The sequence below is a fragment of the Brachybacterium sp. GCM10030267 genome (assembly GCF_042666875.1).
Lineage (GTDB): Bacteria > Actinomycetota > Actinomycetes > Actinomycetales > Dermabacteraceae > Brachybacterium.
The window spans coordinates 464,846-487,002 of sequence record NZ_JBHTCX010000012.1; the positions used below are offsets into that span (position 1 = coordinate 464,846).

16 protein-coding genes are annotated in these 22,157 nt (G+C 71.0%); 9 read left to right on the forward strand and 7 right to left on the reverse strand.

Annotated features, from left to right (window positions below; all coding sequences use genetic code 11):
- Positions 1-52: 52 nt before the first annotated feature.
- Positions 53-838, reverse strand: coding sequence for a PIG-L deacetylase family protein (locus ACFQS2_RS13165; RefSeq protein ID WP_377794016.1), 786 nt, complete (start codon positions 836-838; stop codon positions 53-55).
- Positions 839-926: 88 nt separating this feature from the next.
- On the opposite strand from ACFQS2_RS13165, the gene ACFQS2_RS13170 reads away from it, so the two are divergent.
- Complete coding sequence (locus ACFQS2_RS13170; RefSeq protein ID WP_377794017.1) at positions 927-1,904, forward strand: SDR family oxidoreductase; 978 nt, start codon at positions 927-929, stop codon at positions 1,902-1,904.
- A gap of 19 nt (positions 1,905-1,923) precedes the next feature.
- On the opposite strand, the gene ACFQS2_RS13175 is transcribed toward ACFQS2_RS13170, so the two are convergent.
- The 4 genes from ACFQS2_RS13175 to ACFQS2_RS13190 form a co-directional block, all read right to left on the reverse strand.
- Entirely contained in the window at positions 1,924-3,111 is a 1,188-nt protein-coding gene (locus tag ACFQS2_RS13175; RefSeq protein WP_377794018.1) for an FAD-dependent oxidoreductase, read from the reverse strand.
- A gap of 62 nt (positions 3,112-3,173) precedes the next feature.
- Positions 3,174-4,607 carry an O-acetylhomoserine aminocarboxypropyltransferase/cysteine synthase family protein gene (locus ACFQS2_RS13180; RefSeq protein WP_377016736.1) on the reverse strand — a complete coding sequence of 478 codons (1,434 nt, stop codon included), beginning with the start codon at positions 4,605-4,607 and terminating at the stop codon, positions 3,174-3,176.
- A gap of 145 nt (positions 4,608-4,752) precedes the next feature.
- Positions 4,753-5,454: a DNA-3-methyladenine glycosylase I gene (locus ACFQS2_RS13185; RefSeq protein ID WP_377016734.1), complete on the reverse strand. Its 702-nt coding sequence runs from the start codon at positions 5,452-5,454 to the stop codon at positions 4,753-4,755.
- The gene (locus tag ACFQS2_RS13190) at positions 5,447-6,304 is read right to left on the reverse strand and encodes a siderophore-interacting protein (protein WP_377016732.1); all 858 of its coding nucleotides are present in this window, start codon (positions 6,302-6,304) and stop codon (positions 5,447-5,449) included. Before ACFQS2_RS13190 ends, ACFQS2_RS13185 begins: the two co-directional genes overlap by 8 nt.
- Before the next feature lie 183 nt (positions 6,305-6,487).
- Between ACFQS2_RS13190 and ACFQS2_RS13195 the strand changes: the two genes are divergently transcribed.
- The 7 genes from ACFQS2_RS13195 to ACFQS2_RS13225 all read left to right on the forward strand — a co-directional run bounded on the left by ACFQS2_RS13195 (position 6,488) and on the right by ACFQS2_RS13225 (position 14,791).
- A complete protein-coding gene (locus tag ACFQS2_RS13195) occupies positions 6,488-7,999 on the forward strand; it encodes a phytoene desaturase family protein (protein ID WP_377794019.1) in 1,512 nt (503 codons plus the stop codon).
- A gap of 177 nt (positions 8,000-8,176) precedes the next feature.
- On the forward strand, positions 8,177-8,644 hold the full coding sequence (locus tag ACFQS2_RS13200; RefSeq protein WP_377016728.1) for a DoxX family protein: 468 nt from the start codon (positions 8,177-8,179) through the stop codon (positions 8,642-8,644).
- Between the two features lie 186 nt (positions 8,645-8,830).
- On the forward strand, positions 8,831-10,384 hold the full coding sequence (locus ACFQS2_RS13205; RefSeq protein ID WP_377016726.1) for a peptide MFS transporter: 1,554 nt from the start codon (positions 8,831-8,833) through the stop codon (positions 10,382-10,384).
- Between the two features lie 130 nt (positions 10,385-10,514).
- Positions 10,515-11,003 carry a DUF6069 family protein gene (locus ACFQS2_RS13210; protein WP_377794020.1) on the forward strand — a complete coding sequence of 163 codons (489 nt, stop codon included), beginning with the start codon at positions 10,515-10,517 and terminating at the stop codon, positions 11,001-11,003.
- Positions 11,004-11,202: 199 nt separating this feature from the next.
- Positions 11,203-12,423, forward strand: a complete 1,221-nt coding sequence (locus ACFQS2_RS13215) for a sensor histidine kinase (protein ID WP_377794021.1) — start codon at positions 11,203-11,205, stop codon at positions 12,421-12,423.
- Positions 12,420-13,037 carry a response regulator gene (locus ACFQS2_RS13220; protein WP_377794022.1) on the forward strand — a complete coding sequence of 206 codons (618 nt, stop codon included), beginning with the start codon at positions 12,420-12,422 and terminating at the stop codon, positions 13,035-13,037. Before ACFQS2_RS13215 ends, ACFQS2_RS13220 begins: the two co-directional genes overlap by 4 nt.
- 32 nt (positions 13,038-13,069) lie before the next feature.
- Positions 13,070-14,791 carry an aryl-sulfate sulfotransferase gene (locus ACFQS2_RS13225; protein ID WP_377794023.1) on the forward strand — a complete coding sequence of 574 codons (1,722 nt, stop codon included), beginning with the start codon at positions 13,070-13,072 and terminating at the stop codon, positions 14,789-14,791.
- An 18-nt stretch (positions 14,792-14,809) separates the two neighbouring features.
- Here ACFQS2_RS13225 and ACFQS2_RS13230 read toward each other — a convergent pair whose 3' ends face one another.
- A complete protein-coding gene (locus ACFQS2_RS13230; protein ID WP_377794024.1) occupies positions 14,810-16,207 on the reverse strand; it encodes a hypothetical protein in 1,398 nt (465 codons plus the stop codon).
- A gap of 148 nt (positions 16,208-16,355) precedes the next feature.
- Here ACFQS2_RS13230 and ACFQS2_RS13235 point away from each other — a divergent pair, with 148 nt between their 5' ends.
- On the forward strand, positions 16,356-20,039 hold the full coding sequence (locus tag ACFQS2_RS13235; protein ID WP_377794025.1) for a phosphodiester glycosidase family protein: 3,684 nt from the start codon (positions 16,356-16,358) through the stop codon (positions 20,037-20,039).
- Positions 20,040-20,166: 127 nt separating this feature from the next.
- On the opposite strand, the gene nagE is transcribed toward ACFQS2_RS13235, so the two are convergent.
- Positions 20,167-22,134, reverse strand: coding sequence for an N-acetylglucosamine-specific PTS transporter subunit IIBC (gene nagE / locus ACFQS2_RS13240; RefSeq protein WP_377794026.1), 1,968 nt, complete (start codon positions 22,132-22,134; stop codon positions 20,167-20,169).
- Positions 22,135-22,157: the final 23 nt, after the last annotated feature.

Here is a 22,157-nt window from a genome sequence, read left to right on the forward strand (position 1 = left end):
GAGCCGGATCCCGGTGCGGCAATGCCGCGGTGCGACCAGGCGGTCAGAGCCGTCACGCAGTCGGCGGTTCCAGGCCGCCGAGGTCGTGGACTCGCAGCGTGACGGCGTACTCGGCGCCGGCCGCCTCTCCCCCGGCCCGCAGGATCTCGGGGATGAAGTCGCCGGGGGCCGGATGGCCGGTGACGTGCTCGAGGTAGGCCTCGTGGGCGCCGAGAGAGGCGACGGCGGCCCGGACGTGATCGCCGTCGACGGTCTTGGCGTGCGTGGGCTCGGGATGGCCGACCACCAGGAGGGCGCGCGCCTGCCAGGGGGCGAGTCCCTCGTGCTCATGCAGTTCGCGGAAGACCCAGGGATTGGCGGCATCCCGGGTGCCGTCGGCGGCGCTGAGCCCGGCGGCGCGGTGATCGGCCTGGTTCAGGCTGCCGTAGGCCTCGAGGTCGAAGTTGGCGGTGAGCACGAGGTCCGGGCGTACCTGCCGCACCGTCCGGGCGACGTCGCGGCGCAGGGCGAGGCTCGGCTCGAGCATGCCGTCGGGGTGCTCGAGGATGCGCAGGTCGCCGACGCCGACGATGTCGCAGGCGCGACGCTGCTCCGTCGCCCGCAGCGGGGCGATGATCTCGGGGGCATCGGCCATCCCGGCCTCGCCGCGGGTCAGCAGCAGATAGGTCACCTCGACGCCGGCTGCCGTCCACGCGGCGACCGCGGACGAGGCTCCGTACTCCATGTCATCGGGATGGGCCACGATGCACAGCACCCGGCGCAGATCATGCTCGGGCAGCGGCGGCAGCGGGGACGGTTCCGTGGTCAGGGTGCCGCCGGGCGAGGGGTCGGTGGGCATCTGTGCTCCTCAGGACTGTGCAGGGCTGCGCATGACTGCGCGGGGCCTGCTCTCACCGTAGCCACCAGGGAGCACCGACGGTAGCGTGATGAGCATGCGTATCCTGCTCATCGGTGGAACCGGAAACATCAGCTCCTACGTCACCCGGGTCGCGCTGGAGCGCGGCCATGAGGTCACGGTCCTCAATCGTGGGCGCTCCCCCGTGCCCGAGGGTGTGGAGACGCTCGTCGGGGATGCCGGGGATCCCTCCTCGCTCGAGGCGGCTGTCGGCTCCCGGACCTTCGATGTGGTCGCGAACTTCCGTGCGTTCAGTCCGCAGCAGGCGGCCGACGACATCCGCATCTTCGCGGGCCGCACCGAGCAGTATCTCTACATCTCCAGCGCCTCCGCGTATCAGAAGCCGATCGCGCAGCTGCCGATCGTCGAATCCACCCCGCTGCGCAACCCGTTCTGGAAGTACGCCCGCGACAAGATCGCCAGCGAGGACCTGCTGGTCGCGGCCTACCGGGAGACGGGATTCCCGATGACGATCGTGCGGCCCAGCCACACCTACGGCCCCTCCCTGATCCCCCTGGAGGGCAAGTGGACCACCCTCCGGCGCATCCTGGACGGCCGGCCGATCGTGATCCACGGCGATGGCACCAGCTGGTGGACGCTGACGCACTCCCATGACTTCGCCAGGGCCTTCGTGGGCCTGTTCGGCAATCCCCACGCCATCGGCCAGGCTGTGCACATCACCAGCGATGAGTCGCTGACCTGGGACCAGATCGCGCGGCAGCTCGGCCGCGCCCTGGGACGAGAGGTCGACATCGTCCACGTGACGTCGGAGGCGATCGCGCGGGAGATCCCGTCGATCGGGCCGGGCCTGGTCGGCGACAAGGCCCATTCGGTCCTGTTCGACAACTCCCGCATCAAGCAGCTGGTCCCCGGCTGGGAAGCGACCACACCCTTCTCCGAGGGTTCGCGCGAGATCGTCGAGTGGTACCTCACCGACGATCTGCGCCAGGAGACCGACCCGGAGCTGGATGCCGCGCTGGACCGGCTGATCGAGCGCTACGGGGCCTGAACCGGCGCGCGCCGCGTCCTCACGCGGCGAAAGCGCGCATCAGGTCCCGGACGGCGGTGCGACCTGCCCGGTTCGCACCGATGGTCGAGGCGCTCGGTCCGTACCCGAGCAGATGGACACGGGCATCGCCCGCCACGGCGGTGCCCTCGAGGGAGATCCCGCCGTGCTCGTTGTGCAGCCCAAGTGGGCTGAGATGTCGCAGCTCGTGCCGGAACCCCGTGGCCCACAGGATCACGTCCACAGGGGTCTCGCTCCCGTCGGCCTCGAGAACCTCGTCCTCGGTGATGCGGGTGAACATGGGACGACGTTCGAGGATGCCGCGACGCTGGGCCTCGCGCAGAGCCGGAGTCCACACCAATCCGGTCGCGGAGACGACGCTCCGCACCGGCAGTCCGCGGGCCACGCGCTCGCTGACTGCTGCCACGGCCTCCCGACCGAACTCCTCGGTGAAGGGCCGGTCCTCGAAGCGTGGCTCCCGGCGGGTGTACCAGAAGGTGGTCGCGACCTCGGCGATCTCCTGCAGGTGACCGAGGGCGCTGATACCGCCGCCGACGATTGCGACGCGTTGCCCCGCGAAGTCCTCGGCGCGCACATAGTCCACGGTGTGCAGCTGACGGCCCCGGAAGTCTCCGGCCCCCGGGTAGGCGGGCCGGAACGGCCGGGTCCAGGTCCCGGTGGCGTTGAGGACCGCGCGGGTGCGGATCGGTGCCCGAGGCGTGCCGTCGGCGCCGACGGAGTGGACCAGCAGCGGGGCACGGCCCGCCCCGGAGCCCGAGTCGCGGCGGGGACCGGCGTCGGCATCAGTGGCGGCGTCGGCGGACGGGTCCTCCTCGACCAGCGTCACGCGGACGGGGCGTTCGACGGGGACCTCGAAGCGCTGCTCGAAGTCCGCGAAGTAGTCGGGTACCGCACGGCGCGCGGACACGTCGGCAGCGGCGTCCACCCGGGGCATGCCGGGCAGTTCGCGGATGCCGTTGACGGTGGCCATGGTCAGGCTCTCCCAGCGGTGGCGCCAGGCCCCGCCCGGGCCCGTCTCGGCATCCAGTACCACGAAGGTCCCCACGCCCGGAACCGGGTCCTCCCCGAGCGCGTCCGCGGTCTGCCGGTCGGCGCCGGCTGCGGGACGCACCCCACGACGCAGCAGGTGATAGGCGACGGACAGGCCGGCCTGCCCGGCCCCGATCACCACGACGTCGGCGGTGCGCACGGAGGTCTCCACACCCCCTCGAACCTCCCGGCCGCTTGCGCTGTTCCGGGAGGCGAGCTGTGTCACCTCTGAGGGGCGGGTACGGCGTTCTGGGACGAGGGCACCGGCGGCTGCGAGAGCTCTGAGGGCCCCGGGGCCTCTGCCGGCGTGGAGGAGGTGACCGGCCGACCATCCGGATCGTCGATGCTCGCGCTCCGGGAGGCGGAGACGGTTCCAGGGACGGCTGCCCGGGCCGCCGCCAGGCCGCGCTCGAGATCGGCGGCGAGATCCTCGAGGTCCTCGAGACCGACGCTGAGGCGCACGGTGCCCGGGCCGACGCCGCAGGCGAGGCGCTGGACCTCGGTGAGATGGGAGTGGGTGGTGGTGGCGGGGTGGCACACCAGGGAGCGCGCATCACCGATGTTCACGGCGAGGGTCCACAGCGTCAGCGCATCGCAGAAGGCCGCGGCGGCCGCCTCTCCCCCGTCGAGCTCGAGCGAGAACACGCCGGAGGTCCCGCGAGGGAAGTCGCGGTCGGCGACGGCGGCGTCGGGCCGGCCCGGGATGCTCGGGTGGTTGACCCGCGTGAGCCCGGCGGAGCCGTGCAGCCGAGCCGCCAGGGCTGCGGCGTCGGCGCTGATCTTGCGCATCCGCAGGTCGAGGGTCTCGATGCCGACGAGGATCTGCTGGGCGCTGGCCGCGGGAAGGGTGGCGCCGAAGTCGGTGACGTATTTGGCGCGCGCGTAGGCGAGGAAGCCGGAGCAGCCGCCGTCGTACTCGTCGGCGAAGGTGACGCCGAACCGGCGATTGGGGGTGGTTAGCCGCTGCCACCGCTCGGGACATCGGCGCGGGTCGAAGCTGCCGGTGTCGACGATCAGCCCGGCGATGGTGGTGCCGTGGCCGCAGAGGTACTTCGTGGCGGAGTGGACGACGATGTCCGCCCCGTGCTCGCCCGGGCGGTAGAGCGCCGGACTGGCCAGGGTGGAGTCGACGACCACGGGCACGTCGCGGGCGTGGGCGATGGCGCTGATGGCATCGAGGTCGACCAGCTGGGCGCCCGGGTTGGCGATGGACTCGACCAGGACCGCGCGGGTCTGCGGCGTGATGGCCTGTTCCCACGCGTTCAGGTCCCAGGGGTCGACCGTGGTGGTGGTGACCCCGAGGTCGGCCAGGGTGTCGTCGAGGAACTCGGTGGTGCCGCCGTACAGCAGCTCGGAGGCGACCACGTGGCTGCCGGGCTCGAGCAGGGCGCACAGGGCGATCGTGGTGGCCGCCTGTCCGCTGGCCACGGCGATCGCTCCGATCCCGCCCTCGAGCGCGGTGATCCGCTCCTCGAGCACGGCTGTGGTGGGGTTCCCCGATCGTGAGTAGGCGAAGCCCTCGCAGCGCCGGGCGAACAGGTCCTTCAGGGAGCTGTGGTCGCGGTGGGCGTAGGCGCTGGTGGAGTAGACAGGAGGCACGACGGCGCCATGGGTGTCGTCGCCTCGCCACCCGGCGTGTATCGCTGCGGTGCTCACAAGGGCCTCCCTGGTGCGTCGTTCATCGGCGACCTCGGTTCGATCGCGGTCCTGTCAGGATCGAGGACGCTTCGTCCTGGCGACGAGGACTGTGACGAACTGTTTCGGACGGCCGACGGACAGGAGGCCGCTGCGGGGTCTGGGCTCAGGCCGGGGTGCCGTCCGCCGCCCAGACGCCGGAGGTGCCGCGGCGATGGGAGCCGACGAGGTGGGTGTCGACGATCCCGAGCGCCTCCATCAGCGCGAACATCGTCGTCGGGCCGACGAAGCGGAACCCACGACGCTTCAGCTCCTTGGCGGCGGCGATCGACTCGGCGCTGGTGGTGGGAACATCGGCGGGCGTCGTGGGCATCGGGGTGCGCTCGGGACGGTAGGACCACACGAGGTCGGCGAGGCTCGCCCCGGGGCCGAGGTCGCCACGGGCGCCGATCCCCTCGGCGCTGCGCAGGTCGATGGTTGCGCGCGCGTTGGAGATCGTGGCCTGGATCTTGCCGCGGTGGCGGATGATGCCGGTGTCGGTGAGCAGCCGCTCCACATCCTGCGCCGTGAAAGCTGCGACCGCCTCGACCTCGAACCCGGCGAAGGCCCGGCGGAAGCCCTCGCGCCGACGCAGGATCGTCGCCCAGCTCAGGCCCGACTGGAAGCCCTCGAGGGCGAGTCTCTCGAAGACTCCGCGTTCGTCGCGGACGGGCATGCCCCATTCGGTGTCGTAGTACTCCCGCAGGTCGTCGTGCACGGAGGCCCACGTGGGCCGGGCGAGCCCGTCCGGTCCCACCACCACTGCGGGGACGGGCGCCGGCGCCTCGGCCCCCGGACCCGCCGGGGAGCTCGGGCCGGGTTCAGTCATCGATCGCGCCGATCGGCTCGCGCTTCTCGGCCTGGAACTGGTCCTCGATGCGGCCCAGCGCCCAGTAGGCGGAGATCGAGACCTGCTCACGCGGAATGCCGGCCTCCTTGACCAGGATCCGGCGCAGCTGCTTGGTCAGGCCCCGCTCGGCATGGCAGAAGACCCCGAAGCGCTCGGGGACGGAGAGATCGAGCGCGGAGACCTCCTCCAGCAGCTGCTCGCGGGCCCCGATCACCCAGCGCAGCTCGATCCCTGCAGGGTGGGGCAGGTCGAGCTGGTCCTCGTCGTGATCGAGGTGGATCAGTGCCACGCCGGTGGCGGAGGGGTCCATGGCCTCGAGGGACGCCGCGATGGCGGGCAGGGAGGCGTGGTCGCCGATCAGCAGGTGGGACTCCGTGGAGGCGGCCGGCGTGTAGTCGCCGCCGGCGCCCATCAGGGCGATGCGGTCACCGGGAAGCGCGCCGTCGGCCCAGCGTGCGGCCACGCCGCTGTCCTCCCCGTCGCCGTGGAGGACCACGTCGATATCCAGGCTCCGGGCCTCGTCGTCCCAGTGGCGCACGGTGTAGGTACGCCGGGCGGGCAGCAGATCCGGGTGCTGCTCTCGCAGCGCGTCGAGGTCGTAGGGAGGCTGCAGCCCGGCGGCCGGATCGGCGATCAGCAGCTTGACGTAGGCGTCGGTGTGATCGTTGCGGTTCAGCTGCGAGTACTCCTGGCCGCCCAGCGTGACCCGCAGCAGTCGGGGCGAGATGCGGGTCTTGCCCGTCACCTCCAGCACGGCCTGCTTCCGCGGTCGCGTGGGTCCGCGCTGTGCGGTGGCTGTGGACGCGGATCCGGCTGAGGTGCTCTCCATGCGTCCCACATTACGCGACGACCCTGTTTCGTAAATAGTTGCCCGGGGCGGCCCGCGCCCCGCTGCGGCCCCGACCGCCGTGTCGGTTCCGATCAGTTCCGTGCGGAGGAGCAGATCGGAACGCCGCGCGACAGTGCGTTCCGGACCTGTCCGACCGGAGCGGTTCCGCGTAGGCTCACCGTTGTGAGCGCATCCCCTTCACCCGAGGTCGACGCCGTCGTCGTCGGCTCCGGCCCCAACGGCCTGGCCGCTGCCGTCACCCTGGCCCGGGCCGGGCTCACGGTCGAGGTGCTCGAGGCGCAGGAGACCGTCGGAGGCGGAGCCCGGACCCTCGATCTGGAGCTCGCCCCCGGGCTGGTGCACGACATCTGCTCGGCGGTCCAGCCCATGGCGCTGGCGAGCCCCTTCTTCCGCGCGTTCGACATCGCCTCCCGCGGCGTGACCATGGTCGCCCCGGAGGCCTCCTACGCGCAGCCGCTGGATGACGAACCGGCGGCGATCGCCTGGCATGACGTCGAGCGCACGGCCGACGGGCTCGGCGCCGACGGGACGGCCTGGCGCGCGACCCTGGGGACGCTGTCGAGGAACTGGGAGCTGGTGGTCCAGCTCGCCCTCGGCGACAAGCGCTCGGTGCCACCAGCAGCCCTGACCCCGCGCACCCTTGCGGTGGCACCGCTGTTCGGTGCGCTGCTCGGGGCCCAGGGGACGCCGGCCTGGGATCTCCCCTTCCGCACGGATCGGGCGCGCGCACTGCTCGGCGGCGTCGCCGCGCACGCCATCGGCCGCATGCCCTCCCTGGGCCTCAGTGCGACGGCGTCCTTGCTGGGCACGCTCGCCCACGGCACCGGCTGGCCGATCCCCGTCGGCGGCTCCCAGACGATCATCGACGCGCTGACCGCGGACCTGCGCGAGCACGGCGGGCAGATCCGCACCGGCCACCGCGTGCGAACCTGGCGCGACGTCCCACCCGCCCGCGCGGTCCTGCTCGACACGCCTGCCGGGGCGGCGGCGGACATCCTCGCCAACCGTCTGCCCCGCTCCCTCGAGCGCTCCCTGCGCCGCTTTCCGCACGGCAACGCCGCCGCGAAGGTCGACCTCGTCCTCTCCGGCCCGGTGCCCTGGCGCGATCCCGACGTGGCCCGCGCCGGGACCCAGCATCTCGGCGGCACCCGGGAGCAGATGGCTGCCGCCGAGGCCGACGTCGCCGCGGGCCGGGTTCCCGCGCGCCCCGTGACCCTGGTCAGCGACCCTTCGATCGCCGATCCCGGCCGGATCCACGACGGTCTCCGCCCCGTGTGGGCATACGCACACGTGCCGGCCGGAGACACCACGGACCCGACAGAGCTGGTCACCCGCCAGATCGAGCGCTTCGCGCCGGGGTTCCGCGACGTGGTCGTCGCCTCCCGTGGGGTCTGTGCCGCCGACATGGCCGAGCACAACCCTGCTCTGGTCGGCGGGGACATCTCCATGGGCCGGGTGACGATGGCCGACATGATCGCCCGCCCCACCGCACGGTGGGACCCGTACCGGCTGGCAGAGACCGGCTGGTACCTCTGCTCGGCGGCCACCCCGCCCGGCCCGGGGGTCCACGGCATGAGCGGCTGGCACGCCGCGCAGCGCGTGCTGCATCGCGAGTTCGGGATCGACGAGATGCCGGATCTGGGCCCCGCCGGTTCGGCCCCGCCGACTGCCTGAGCGGCTGAGTACCAGGCGCCTGCGCACCTGAGCGTGCCGGCCCGCTGATCCAGCGCGCCCACTCCGTGCGGTGAGTTCTGCCGACGGCCCGGGGTGGAGCCCTGATTGATCTTTCTTCTACCGTGGAGGCCACCCGGAGCCTCCGGGTGCCGCTCTGTCCCCCGAAAGGACGCTCACATGGCCTCTTCCTCCGCATCCCGCTTCCCTGCCCTCCGTGACCCCGCACTCCTGATCGCTCGGCTCGTCGTCGGCGTCGTCTTCATGGCGCACGGATGGCAGAAGATCGGCCAGAACGGACTCGGGGCGACCACCCAGGGATTCGAGGGCATGGGCATTCCCGCTCCCGGGATCGCCGCGCCGGTCGTCGCCTTCGCCGAACTGATCGGCGGCGCGCTGCTGATCCTGGGCCTGTTCACCGGGCTCGCCGGCGTGGTCCTCGCCGTCGACATGGCCGTGGCCGCCTTCATGGTCCACGTTCCCGCCGGGCTGTTCGTGGCCGAGGGGGGCTGGGAGCTCGTCGGCGTCCTCGGCGTCTCCGCACTCGTGCTCGCCGCCGTCGGCCCCGGAACGATCGCCCTGGACCGCTTCGTCGGCGGCGGCTCGACGGGACGGCGCAGCTCGGCGCGCTCCGCCTCGGCGTCCTGAACCATCCGGGGCGGCCCGGCTGCTGCCGGTGACAGACAGCCGCCGGTGGCCGGGTCGCCCGCGCGATGAGCTCTCCCGGCGTGCCCGGGAATGCCCGTTTCATGAGCCCCATCAGGCCGACAGCTTCGTCACATCCGCGCCGGTGACATTGCCGCGCGCGCCGTATCTGGCGCAGGATCGCTCACCGTGAATTCTTCCGACACCCCCGATCCGACCGCGCCGCTGCCCGATCAGCCGGGCGGCGACGGTGGCGCGACCGCCGTCGCCACCGGCGAGAAGGATCTGCACAATCCTTCGGGCAAGACCTTCCTCGGACAGCCGCGCCCGCTGGCGAACCTCTTCAGCGTCGAGCTGTGGGAGCGCTTCAGCTTCTACGGCATGCAGGGCATCCTCGCGCTGTACATGTACTTCGAGGTCACCCGCGGCGGGCTCGGGATCGACGAGACGGTGGCGGCGAGCATCGTCGGCGCCTACGGCGGCTCCGTCTACATCTTCTGCATCATCGGCGCGCTGGTCTCCGACCGCCTGCTGGGCCCGGAGAAGACGCTGTTCATCAGCGCCGTGATGATCATGCTCGGCCACATCGCACTCGCGCTGGTGCCGGGCGTCCCGGGTCTGATCGCCGGTCTGCTGCTGGTGGGCGTCGGCTCCGGCGGGCTCAAGGCGACCGCAGCGACCCTGGTCGGCTCGCTGTACGACGTGAGGGACACGCGCCGCGACGCGGGCTTCTCGATCTACTACATGGGCGTGAACATCGGCGGCCTGTTCGGCCCGCTGATCACCGGCTTCGCCCAGCAGCAGTGGGGCTTCCACCTCGGCTTCGGCCTCGCCGCGGCCGGCATGGCCATCGGCCTGACCCAGTACGTCCTCACCCGTGGCGGCCTGCCGGCCACCGCCCAGGTCGTCCCGGATCCCCTGCCGCGCTCGAAGTTCGCGGTGTGGGCGGCGGTCGCCGTCGGCGTCGTGGCCCTGGTGATCGCCCTGGTCCTCGCCGGCGCGATCCACCCCGGCAATCTGGCGAACATCATGACGGGCCTGTCCGTCGCCGGCGCCGTGGTCATCTTCGCGATGCTGCTGATCTCGAAGAAGGTCACCGCCGACGAGCGGTCCCGGGTGGTGGCGTTCATCCCGCTGTTCATCGGGACCGCCGCGTTCTTCGCTCTGTTCCAGCAGCAGTTCACCGTGATCACGCTGTACTCGGACAGCCGGCTGGACCGGGAGCTGTTCGGCGTCCTGGGCATCCCCACCTGGGAGATGCCCATCCCGTGGGTGCAGTCGTTCAACCCGTTCTTCATCATCGTCCTGGCCCCGCTCTTCGCAGCGCTGTGGACCAAGCTCGGCCGCCGCCAGCCGGGCACCCCGGTGAAGTTCGCGATCGGCATCATGCTGATGGGCTCCGCCTTCGTGCTGTTCCTGCCCATGGCCTCCGTGGTCGCCGTGCCGGTGCTGTGGGTCGCGATGATCATGCTGGTCGCCACGCTCGGTGAGCTCTCCCTGTCCCCGGTGGGTCTGTCCCTGGCCACGAAGCTGGCGCCCTCGGCGTTCCCGGTGATGATGATGGCGCTGTACAACCTCTCGGTGGCGCTGGGCACCTCGCTCTCCGGGGCGCTGGCGCAGTTCTACTCGCCCGAGAACGAGGTCGCCTATTTCGGCGTGCTCGGCGCGGTGACCATCGGCATCGGCCTGATCATGCTGGCCATCGCCAAGCCGGTGACCAAGGGCATGCGCGGGGTGCTCTGACCAGTCTGCCTGCGGGCGATACTGCACGCTCACAGGGAGAGGCCGCCCGCTCGACGAGGACATTCGTACCGCCGGCCCGGGGACAACGCGCACTGCCGGAACCGGTGCCGCCGCTCATAGTGTCGCGGACATGGATCGCACGAGTCACCTGACCAACGCCCACCCCGCTCCGCGCACCGACGCCACCGCGCGGCCCAGCCGTCTCCGCCGGTTCATGGGACTGCTCGCGGCCGCCGCCATGGCCGCCGCCGTCTGGACCATCGCGGTGCCCGTTCTCGGCGTCGAACTCGATGTCGCCGAGGTCCCCGGCGGACCCGTCGGTGCTCGCACGGCGGGGCTCGCTGCCGTCGTGGGTTCCTCCCTGCTCAGCGGAGCGCTCGGTTGGATCGTCCTCGCAGTCCTGGAGAGGTGGACGGCTCGCGGCCCACGGCTGTGGCGAGGCATCGCAGTCACCATCGCCGTCCTCTCCTTGGCCTCACCGCTCACCATGACCGGCGACGTCGGCGCCGCGATCACACTGAGCCTGCTCCACCTCGTGGTGGCCGCCGTGGTCGTGGGAGCATTCACCGGCGTCACCGGGCATCCCGAGCCCGCGGTGCGACCGGCCGAGTCGCGATGACGGCCCGATCCCACGGCGCAGGCCGGCTCGCAGCCGCGGTCGCCATGGGCCCGGGTCCCGGGAGCGGCGGCTGCGCGTACGATTCTGCCGGGGCCCGCGTTTCTGCCGGGGCCCGCGCCTTCGACCGTGATGAGACGAGACTGCCGACGACGCCGACGACGGAGCGCTGCGCGCGATGACTGCGCGGGATACGAGGACGATGGACACGGATGGCCGTGCCGATGCCGCGTCGGGTCCCGCGGCCGGCCGCTGCCCCGACCTGCCCGGCCCGAGGGGCGGCCGGTGGAGACGATTCGGCCCGTGGCTGGTGCTGGCGTGGCCTCCCCTGCTGCTGGGGGCGTTCCTGGTCGTGGCCGTGCAGGAGCGACGCTGGCTCGACCTGGCCCTCATGCTCGCGCTGTGCACGTCCTTCGCGGCCGCCATGATCGTCGTCCTCCGCCCCTCACGAGCCCGACGGCGCCGGCTGACGCCCGTCCTGCTCCTCGCCCTCGAGGGCGTCCTGGCCGGTGCGATTCTCCTGACCGGCACCTCAGCCGACGGTCCGGGCCTCGCCTTCGCGACGCTGCCGCTGGTCGCGATCACCGCCAGTGTGGTGCTCCCGCCCGACACCGGTCCGGCAGCGATCGCCCTGATCACGGTGGTGACGGTTGCCGTGGCCATGCTGGCGCGCGTCGACGCGGGCGTGGTCGCCGGCCTGGCCGTCACCACCCTGCTCAGCGGTATGGGTTCCTACGTCGTCCACCGCCTCGCTGCGACGGTCACCGAGCTTGACCGGACCCGGCGCGAGCTGGCCGAGGCAGCGGTGGCGGCCGAGCGGCTGCGGTTCTCGCGTGACCTGCATGATCTGCTGGGCCACACCCTGTCGGTGATCGTGGTGAAAGCCGAAGCGGTGCGTCGGCTGGCCGAGGCCGATCCGGCATCGGCGACCGCCCACGGCGCAGACATCGAGTCCTTGGGGCGCACCGCGCTCGCGGAGGTCCGGGACGCTGTAGCGGGCTACCGTGACGGCGGACTCGAGGACGAGCTGACCCGTGCCGGGGCGGCGCTGCGTGCCGCCGGGATCCGCGTCAGGATCGACCCGCCTCCGCCCGGGCTCGACCAGGACTCTCAGGCCGTCCTGGTCTGGGTGATCCGCGAGGGCGTGACGAACGTGGTCCGCCACGCGCGGGCGCAGCATTGCCACATCGTCGCGGCAGTCGACGCGAATGCGACACAGCTCGTCGTCGCCGACGACGGGCCCGGGACCTCCCGACCGTTCCGTGCCGGAGCGGGTCTGCGAGGCCTCCGAGAGCGTATCGATGAGCATGGTGGAACGCTCACGGCCGGGCCGACGGACGACGGTTTCCGTCTCGAGGCCACCCTCCCGGTATCCGCGGCCTGGGCCGCGTCGCCTCATGACAGGAAGTCGTCGTCGCCGTGACCCGAGTACTGCTGGCCGAGGACCAGGCGATGCTGCGATCCGCGCTGGCCTCGCTGTTGAACCTCGAAGACGACCTCGAGGTCGTCGCCGAGGTGGCACGAGGTGACGAGATACTGCCGGCTGTCCGGCGACACCGGGTCGATGTCGCACTCCTGGACATCGACCTCCCGGGTGGCAGCGGACTCGAGGCACTCCCCCGCCTCGCCGGTGAAGCACCCTGGTGTGCCGCCATCATCGTCACGACCTTCGCGCGCGCGGCGTACTTGCGTCAGGCGATGGCCGACGGCGCGCGGGGATTCCTGGTCAAGGACGATCCTGCTGACCAGTTGGCCGCCGCGATCCGTCGAGTGCTCGCCGGGGAGCGGGTCGTCCAGCCGCAGCTGGCGACCGCCGCCCTGAGCGCCCCGCCCAATCCGCTCACGGCTCGGGAGGCGGAGGTGCTGGTGCGGTCCCGCGGGGGCGCGACCGTCGCCGACATCGCCACGTCGGTGCACCTTTCCGAACAGACAGTGTGCAACTATCTCTCCTCGGCGATCGGCAAGACCGGTGCCCGCAATCGCGCCGAGGCCGAGGCCCTGGCGCGTGAGCACGGCTGGGTCGATCCGGCGCTCTAGACTCGTCGGACCGAGAACAGAAGGAAGCACCCATGGCTCTGACCTCCGACCGACCGCGTGCGTCGCTGACGCGTCGTGCCCTGCTGGCCGTCTCCGGCGTCGGCGCGCTCGCCCTGGCGGGGTGCACCGAGGATCCCGACGGGTCCACGGCCAAGGCCACCGCGAAGCTCTCCGAGTACGCCGACGCGTACGGCGACCATCCGATCCGTCAGGTCGGCTTCGACGTCCCCGAGGGCGGGGCCGCGCCGGAGACGTACACGGAACAGGGACAGTCGGCCCGCCACGACGTGCTGCAGGCCGCCAGGGAGGAGCAGGAGTGGACGGCGCAGGAGCCGCTGCTGGTGCTCGACCCCTACGGAACCACGCGCACGGGTCTGTACGTGTACTTCACCGACGCCGCCGCCGGGCGGCTCTCGTACTCCGTCGAGGTCCTCGGCACCGAGGACTACTCGCGCACCGCCGCGAACCATGCGGCCGACGGGTCCGGCTTCGAGGGGCTGGTGATCGGTTTGGTCCCCGGCGCGCACAACGACCTCACCCTGACGTGGGAGCCCGAGAGGGGCGAGACGGTCACCTCCCGGGTGCACGTCAAGGCCCCCGCCGCTCTGTCGGACTACAGCACGCAGCTCTCCACCGAGATCCACGATGAGCAGGCTCTGACCCCTGGCCTGTTCGCCCTGGCCGGCGTGACCCGCCGGGAACCGGAGAACAGCTTCAACACGCTCCTGTTCGACGAACGCGGCGTGCTGCGCGCAGAGTTCCGTTCGGGCGACCACAGTCAGCACAACTTCGTGAGCGAGGACGGACGTCTGGTGACCACCACCGGTGGGCGGCAGGTCTCCGTCATCGACCCGCTGGGACACGCGAGAACCATCATCGATATCGACGGTCATCTCGCCCACCACGACCTCGATGTGGTGGGGGACGTCGCCTACCTGCTGACCTCGGCCGAGAACACCGATCGGGTCGAGGACCGGGTGATGCGCATCGACCTCACCTCCGGCGAGTCCGCCGAGTGCGTGGACCTGCAGAAAGTGTTCCCGGAGTACGAGAAGCTCGCGCACACCCAGGAGGGCGAGGCCGGAGGCACCACGGCGAAGGGCAAGGACTGGACGCACATCAACTCCATCCACGTCGCCGGCGGGGTCATGTACCTCTCCAGCCGCGAGACCTCCACCATCATCGCCCTGGACGATGCGCTCGAGGCCGATTCCGACCCCTCGGTGCGCTGGCTCATCGGAGCTCAAGGCCTGTACGCGGGCACCGAGCACGAGGACCAGTTCCTCAGCCCGGACGGCTCCCCCACCGAGATCGCCGGTCAGCACTCGGTGCGGCGGATCGACGACGACTCCCTGCCCGAGGGGCAGTACTACCTCGAGATGTACAACAACAACTGGTGGAACCTCGGCACCCGCGACGAGGAGGACTGGCTGGATCTCCAGCCGGAGGGATCCAGCACGGACGACATGGAGGGCACCAGTCACATCCTGCGGTACCTCGTCGACGAGAGCGCGGGCACCTTCGGCGAGGACCTCCGGGTCGACGTCGCCTACTCCTCCGTGGTCTCCAACGTCCAGCGACTAGGCGGCGGCACCGTGGATGATCCGCTCGTGGTCAACTCCGGCCGGTACAACGAGTTCTCCGAGCGCGCGGCCGACGGCACCCCGCTGGCGCAGTACCGCTACGACTCCCAGAGCATGGCGTACCGGGTGTACAAGGACGGCTTCGAGGACTTCTGGTTCGCCGGGGCGTGAACGAGGCGTCCATCCCCGCTAGCGGCTCTCGCTCTCCCCCGGGCCGTGCTCCTTGATCAGCGCGATCAGAGCCACCATCACCGCCGATGACCCGCTGTAGCGGTTGCCATCGCGTTCGAGCACGCCCATGGCGGCGAGGTCGGAGAGGTCGTGGGCGACGGCGAAGAGGCGCCTCAGCTCATCACGGTCCCACTCCCCGGTGGACGGATCCTGCGGGACCTCCGGCGCATCGGGTTCCTCCGAGAGGGCGTCGTGCAATGTCAGGCCGCCCGGACCGCACGCCACCAGCAGGGCCGCGATCGTATCCGGCATGCCCATGAATCCACCGTCCGCCCCGTCGCGAGCGTCCTTGCCGAACAGTGTCGCGGTGAGCACGGCGTGACCGAACTCGACGAACCCGTCGGGATCCTCGGACGCCGGGACGAAGCGGACCGGCCCCGTCTCGCGCCGCACCCAGCCGGCGCGGATCTCCAGCCACCCCCCGTCCAGCAGTGCGATCCACGGCCCGGCGAGCTCTGGGTGGTCCCACATGCTCCGCACGCCCCGCTCGATCCCCATCTGTTCGAGCAGGGCTGCAGAATCGGCGCGGCCGAGGGCGTCGGTACCGGTGACCCGGCGGCCGTCGCCGACGAACTCCAGGACAGCCACCGCCCGCTGGACGAAGGCGTTGGCGGCGAACGCCTCGCGCTCCTGGCCGGGGTCGGTTCCGGCCAGCGGATTGCCGATGTCCTCGTCCGGGGCCGGCAGGAACCAGGGCCAGGCCGAGGTCGACACGCCGGCGGCGGGGCTCTCGCGCGGCGCGGTGTCCGGATCGAACGGCGTCGAGGGATTCGCCAGCCGGCCGGTCTCGCTGAGCTCGAGGCGCTCCTCGTCGGGCAGCGAGTTGTACCAGTTCATGTAGATGGCCAGCTCGGCGTCGTCCTCGAGGTCGACGCCCTGGGCGAGGCCGTAGCCGAGGATGTTCGTGGAGAACGAGCGCCGGGACGGATCGTCGGCCGCCTCCAGCGTTGCGAACTCGAGGCTGCCCAGCAAGGTGGGGGCCTCCTGGGGACGCATGGAGTCGGGATCCCACCTGCCGGTCGCCCGCAGGTAGGCGAAGAACTGCTTCAGGGTGGGAACCAGATCCATCACCTGCTCGCGAGGCTGGATGACTGTGCGCGGGACGACCTCGGTCAGCAGCGCCGTGGTCTGCTCCTCCCGCCACACGCCGGGCTCCGGGCTGCCCTGCTGCTCGGCCTTCAGCCGCAGCAGGGTCTCGAGGGTCTGCACCTCGGTGGCGACATCGGCACGCTCGTCATCGCTGCTGCGCCATGTTCCGTACTCGGCCAGCACCTGCTCTCTTTCCCGTTGCCACTGCTGCCGTGAGGCCGAGTCGTGCTCGTCCTGCGGGTGCCCGTGGCGCTTCTTGTCCGACATCCCTCCAGCATGACGCCCTGACGGCCATCCGGCCACCATGGCCGGGACATCGGGATTCATCCAGCGTTCATCGAGTGACCTCACAGAGGTCGCGTCCGGTCCTTAGGTTGGGAGCGCTTCCAGTCCTCGATCCCCTGGGAACCTCCTCATGTCTGCATCTTCCTCATCTCCCGCCCCTCTCCTCCCCGCCGGTGGCCCGGCCACGTCATCGGGCTCACCCCTGACCAGGCTGCTCTCCCTGGTCGCAGCTTTCGCGCTGCTGACGCCCTCGCTGCTCGCCCTGCAGGCGCTGCAGGCCCCGTCGGCTTCCGCCGAGGTCACCGACGAGCAGCTCGCCGAGGGCGGCGTCCTGCCGGAGACCCGCAACTACCGGGTCGCCCCCGGGCTCGAGCTGACGAACTTCTCCCGCCTGGAGTCGGGCGGGTGGAACGAGGGCAGCGTGCTGACGGCGGACCTGCGCGAATCCAGTCTCTCGATGGACGTCGCCGACGGAGGGTCGGTCTCCGGTCGCGCCCCGTTGCAGGACGTGATGACCTCCGGTCCGCAGGGCGACCAGGCGGTCGCCGCCGTCAACGGCACCTTCTTCGACATCAACCACTCCGACGCCCCGATCTACACCTCCGTCTCCCGTGACGGGGTCCGGATGGGCTCGCCCACGCCCCGCCCGGCCTTCACCGTCGCCGACGGCCAGGCCGCCGTGCAGGCACTGTCGGCCACCGGCACCCTGACCCTGGACGACGGCAGCAGTCAGGAGCTCGCCGGAGTCAACAACCCCTCGATCTCCGAGGACGGCATCGGCCTGTACACCGCCGCCTGGGGTGACTACACGCTGGATCGGCCCGTCGGCGCCCCCGATGCCCCGGCCGGGAAGGTGGCGCGCGCGAGCGTCGTCGACGGTGTGGTCACCGAGGTCAGCGGAATCCAGAAGACCGCCGGGGACCCCGACATCGCCGATGGCGAGCAGGTGCTGCTGGGCCGTGAGGCGGGGGCCGACGCGGTCGCCGCTCTCGAGGTGGGTCAGAGCGTCGAGATCGAGGTCGGCCCCAGCGAGGACGTCGATCTCGGCATCGCCGGTTCCCATCAGATCCTCGAGGACGGCACAGTGCCGGACATGGGCTCGGGCTCGCTGGTGACCGGGGAGCACCCGCGCACCGCCGTGGGCGTCAGCAAGGACGGCTCCGAGCTGTTCGTCATGGTCATCGACGGCCGCTCGTCCTCCTCGCGCGGCATGACGCTGCCCGAGGCGGGCAAGATCCTTCAGGACATGGGCGCCTACAACGCGCTGAACCTCGACGGCGGCGGCTCCTCGGCCCTGGCCGCACGCACGGCCGGCAGCGAGAGCTCCGCCATCTGGAACAGTCCCTCGGACGGCGAGGTGCGACAGGTCCCCAACGCGCTCGTGTTCTACTCCGACGCCCCCGCCGAAGAGCTCAGCGACGTGCAGGCGACCCCGGCGATCGACGAGGCCGACGCCGTCTTCCCCGGCATGCGGCGCACCTACGAGGCCACCGGCCTGGGCGCCAACCTCGAACCGCTGATGGCCGACGGCTCCTTCACCGCCGACGGTCCCGCCCGGGTCGAGACCTCCGACGCCGAGGGCGCCGTCGTGCGCGGCACCGAGCAGGGTGAGGCGACGGTGACCTACGCCGCGGAGGGTCACGAGGCCCGCCAGCAGCTGCGCGTGCTCGGCGATCCCGTCGTCCTGCAGGCCGATCGGCGCGCCGTGAACCTCGCCGACGCCGAGGATTCCGCGCAGCTGACGCTGTCCGGCTTGGACAGCGACGGCCAGCGTGCCCGCATCGAGACCGGAGACGTCGAGATCGACGTCGAGGGAGACTTCGAGGTCGCCGCCGACGGTGTGGGCAGCTGGTCGGTCCGCGCGACCGGCGACTCCGGCTCCGGCGCCGTGACCTTCACAGCGGGCGGCCTGTCCACCACGGTCGCCCTGACCCAGGGCACCGAGACCCAGCCGGTCTTCGACCTCACCGATCCGGCGGCGTTCAGCACCGCCACCGCCCGCGCCAGCGGTGAGATCGCCGCCGCCGACGGTCCGGTCGGCGAGGACGGCGCTGCCACTTCCGCGATCGGCATGACCTACGACTTCACCGCCTCGACCGCCACTCGTGGCTTCTACCTGGTGGCGAACGAGCCGAAGCAGGTCGAGGGCACGGCGCTCGCCTTCACCCTCGATGTGCGAGGGGATTCCAGCGGGGTGTGGCCCCGGCTCCAGGTGCGCGATGCGGAGGGCACCGTCACCAACCTCGACGCGGAGAACATCACCTTCGACGGCTGGCAGCAGGTGCGGTTCACCGTGCCCGAGGGCCTCGCCCAGCCACTGACGGTCGAGCGCCTGCGGATGATGGAGACGCGCCCCGAAGCGCAGTATCAGGGGGACATCGCGGTGGCGAACCTGCAGGCGGTGACCACTCCCGTCGCGGACACTCCCGAGGAGCCGCGCGTCCACGATGCCGCCCTGCTCAGCCACGGGAGCGTGGCCGATCGCCCCCAGCAGATCGCCGTGATGAGCGATGCCCAGTTCATCGCCGCGGACCCGGACAGCGGTGCCGTCGAGGGCGCCCGGCGCACTCTGCAGGAGATCAAGGCTGCCCAGCCGGACCTGCTGGTGATCAACGGTGACCTCGTCGACGAAGGCTCGCCGGAGGATTTCGCCCTGGCCCAGCAGATCCTCGACGAGGAGTGGGGCGAGGACATCCCCTACGTCTACGTGCCCGGCAACCACGAGATCATGGGCGGGGACATCGCGAACTTCGAGGACGCCTTCGGGCCGGTCACCACCGAGCGGAACCTGGGGCGCACCAAGGTCGTCACGCTCAACACCGCCTCCGGCACCCTCGCCGGCGGCGGGATCGACCAGATCGCCCAGCTCGAGGAGACTCTGAGCGAGGTCGCCGCCTCGGACACGCTCACGGGCGTGACGGTCTTCTTCCACCATCCGCCGACGGATCCGCTGCCGAGCAAGGCCAGCCAGCTCGCCGACCAGCGCGAGGCGCGGGCGGTGGAGGACGCGCTGGCGGAGTTCCGCCGTTCCTCCGGGAAGTCGGCGGCGCTGATCAACTCCCATGTGGGCGTCTTCCACGGCTCGGCGGTCGAGGGCGTGACCACCCTGATCAACGGCAACTCCGGGAAGTCGCCTGCCGGCACCCCGGAGACCGGCGGTTTCACCGGGTGGACGATGCTGGGGATCAGCCCCGGCGCCGGTGTGGTGGGACAGGACCCCACCACGGCCGACCGGGTGAACTGGCTCGCCGCCGAGACCCATCCGTGGGTCGACGAGATCTCCCTGGAGGCGAGCTCGGAGCTGCCCGTCGGTGGCGTCGGCTCCGCCTCGGCGTCGTTCACGCAGGACGGCCGCACCGTGCCGGTGGCCTGGCCGGTCACCGCGCAGTGGGGCGGTGAGCGCGTGCAGGTCGACGGTGGCTCACCGACCTCTCCGGCCGACGGGGCAGAGATTGCGACCGTGGCCTCCGGTGACGCGCCGGAGCAGGCCGACGCCGGCGCCGTGGTCCGGGTGAACCCGGTGACCGGCGAGATCACCGGGCTGCGCCCAGGTACCGCGACGGTGCAGGTCACGGTGAACGGCCGCAGCGCCGAGAGCACCGTGACCGTGGTCGGTGGCGAGCCCGGACCGGGCCCGGACAAGCCCGGCAATGGTCATGGCAACGGTCACGGCAACGGCAACGGCAATGGTCATGGCAACGGCAACGGCAACGGCAACGGCAACGGCAACGGCCAGGGGAACGGCAACGGGAAGGGGAACGGCAAGGGCTCCGGCCGGAGCCCCGCGCCCGCGGACCCGCAGGATGAGGAGTAACCCGCGGCCCTTCCCCTGATGCGGACGCGGCCGCCCGGAGAGATCCGGGCGGCCGCGTCCTTGTCCGCTTCCACTGCCGGCGCACATCGGCGCAGGCTCTGGAGAGTCCCCTCAGGGACAGCTCACATCAGACCAGTTCGATCGTGGCGTCCTTGTCGTTGAGCACGATGACAGGAGTGATGGTCGGATGCCCGGCGTTGCGGATCGCTCCCAGGTCGACCCGCAGCAGGGGCGTCCCCGCGCTGACGCGCTGGTCGACCTCGACGAGCGGGGTGAAGCCCTCGCCCTTCATCTGCACGGTGTCCAGGCCCACGTGGATCAGCAGCTCGGTGCCGTCGTCCAGCAGCAGCGCGACGGCGTGCCCGGTCTCGAACACATGCTTGACGGTGCCGGCGGCGGGGGCGAGGACCTCGCCGTCGATCGGCTCGATGGCGATGCCGGGACCCATGATCCCTTGCGCGAACGTCGGGTCCGGCACGTCGGCCAGTGCAACCTCGGCGCCCTGGAGCGGGCGGCGCAGACGCACCAGGTGACCGGCCCGCGTCATGGTGGCGAGGCCGCCGGCCGGCGCATCGGCCGCGGCGGAGCCCTCGTCCCCGCCGCGCTCCGGCTCGGCGACCGCGGCGGGATCAGCGACGGGGGCGGCCTGCCCGCTCATGATCCGGTCCATCGCGTCCTTGACGAACTGGACGTTCAGTCCGTAGATGACCTGGACCGAGCCACCACCGGGCTTCATCGTGCCCGCGGCCCCGGCGCGCTTGAGCGCCGCGTCGTCGATCACCGAGGGATCGGCGACCTGCATCCGCAGACGGGTCGCGCAGTGCTCGAGGTCGAGGATGTTGTCCTTGCCGCCCAGAGCACCGAGGAACAAGGTCGCCGTGGCGAGATACTTCTCGTCGCCGGTGGCGGCGTCTCCGCCGGCCGGGGCGCCGACGAGGTCCTCGTCCTCACGGCCGGGCGTCTTCAGATCGAAACGCTTGATGATCGCGTAGAACACCACGAAGTAGACGACGAACCAGAACACGCCCATCACGGGGATCAGCCACGGGTTCTGAGCCATGGGATTGACCCAGCCGAGCACCAGGTCGATGAAGCCGCCGGAGAAGCCGAAGCCCATGCGTACCGGGAGCATGGCGCTGACCGCCATGGAGATGCCGGTGAACAGGGCGTGGACGACGTACAGAGCCGGGGCGAGGAACATGAAGGAGAACTCGAGGGGTTCGGTGACACCCACGAAGAACGACGCGATCGCGCTGGAGAGCAGCACGCCGGCGGCGATCTTGCGGCGCGAGGACTTCGCGGTCACATACATCGCCAGCGCCGCGCCGGGCAGCCCCAGCATCATCACCGGGAAGAATCCGGTCATGTACTGGCCGGTGACCCCGTAGGTGCCGGAGCCGTCCAGGAAGTTGTTGAGGTCGTTGATCCCGGCCACGTCGTACCAGAACACGGAGTTCAGCGCGTGGTGCAGGCCCAGCGGGATCAGAAGACGGTTCAAGAATCCGTAGATGCCCACACCCAGCGGGCCGAGGGTCAGGATGAACTCACCGAAGTCGACCAGGCCGCCATAGACGAGAGGCCACAGGAAGAACAGCGCCAGTGCCAGAACCAGCGAGATCCCGGCGGTGATGATCGCGACGGAACGGCGGCCGGAGAAGAAGGCCAGTGCGTCGGGCAGCTTCGTGTCCTTGAACTTGTCATAGGTGTAGGCACCGATGAGCCCGCACAGAATGCCGACGAAGACATTCTCGACCTGGCCGTAGGCCGGATCGACGGCGCCTTCCTCGATGCTCCGGAACAGCGCCACGCTCTCCGGACTCAGCAGCGTGGTCACCGTCAGCCACGAGACCAGACCGGCCAATGCGGAGGTGCCGTCGGGCTTCGTGGCCATGCCGATGGAGACACCGATGGCGAACAGCAGCGCGAGATTCCCCAGCAGCGCACCGCCGGCGGTGGTGAGGAAGACACCGGCAAGATTGTTCTCGTCGCCGGTGGCGGTGAGGATCCAGTAGCCGAGGCCATTGAGGATGGCGGCGACGGGGAGAACGGCCACTGGCAGCATCAGGGATCTGCCGAGTCGCTGGAAGAACTTCATCGAAACCTCTCAGGGTTGTGAGC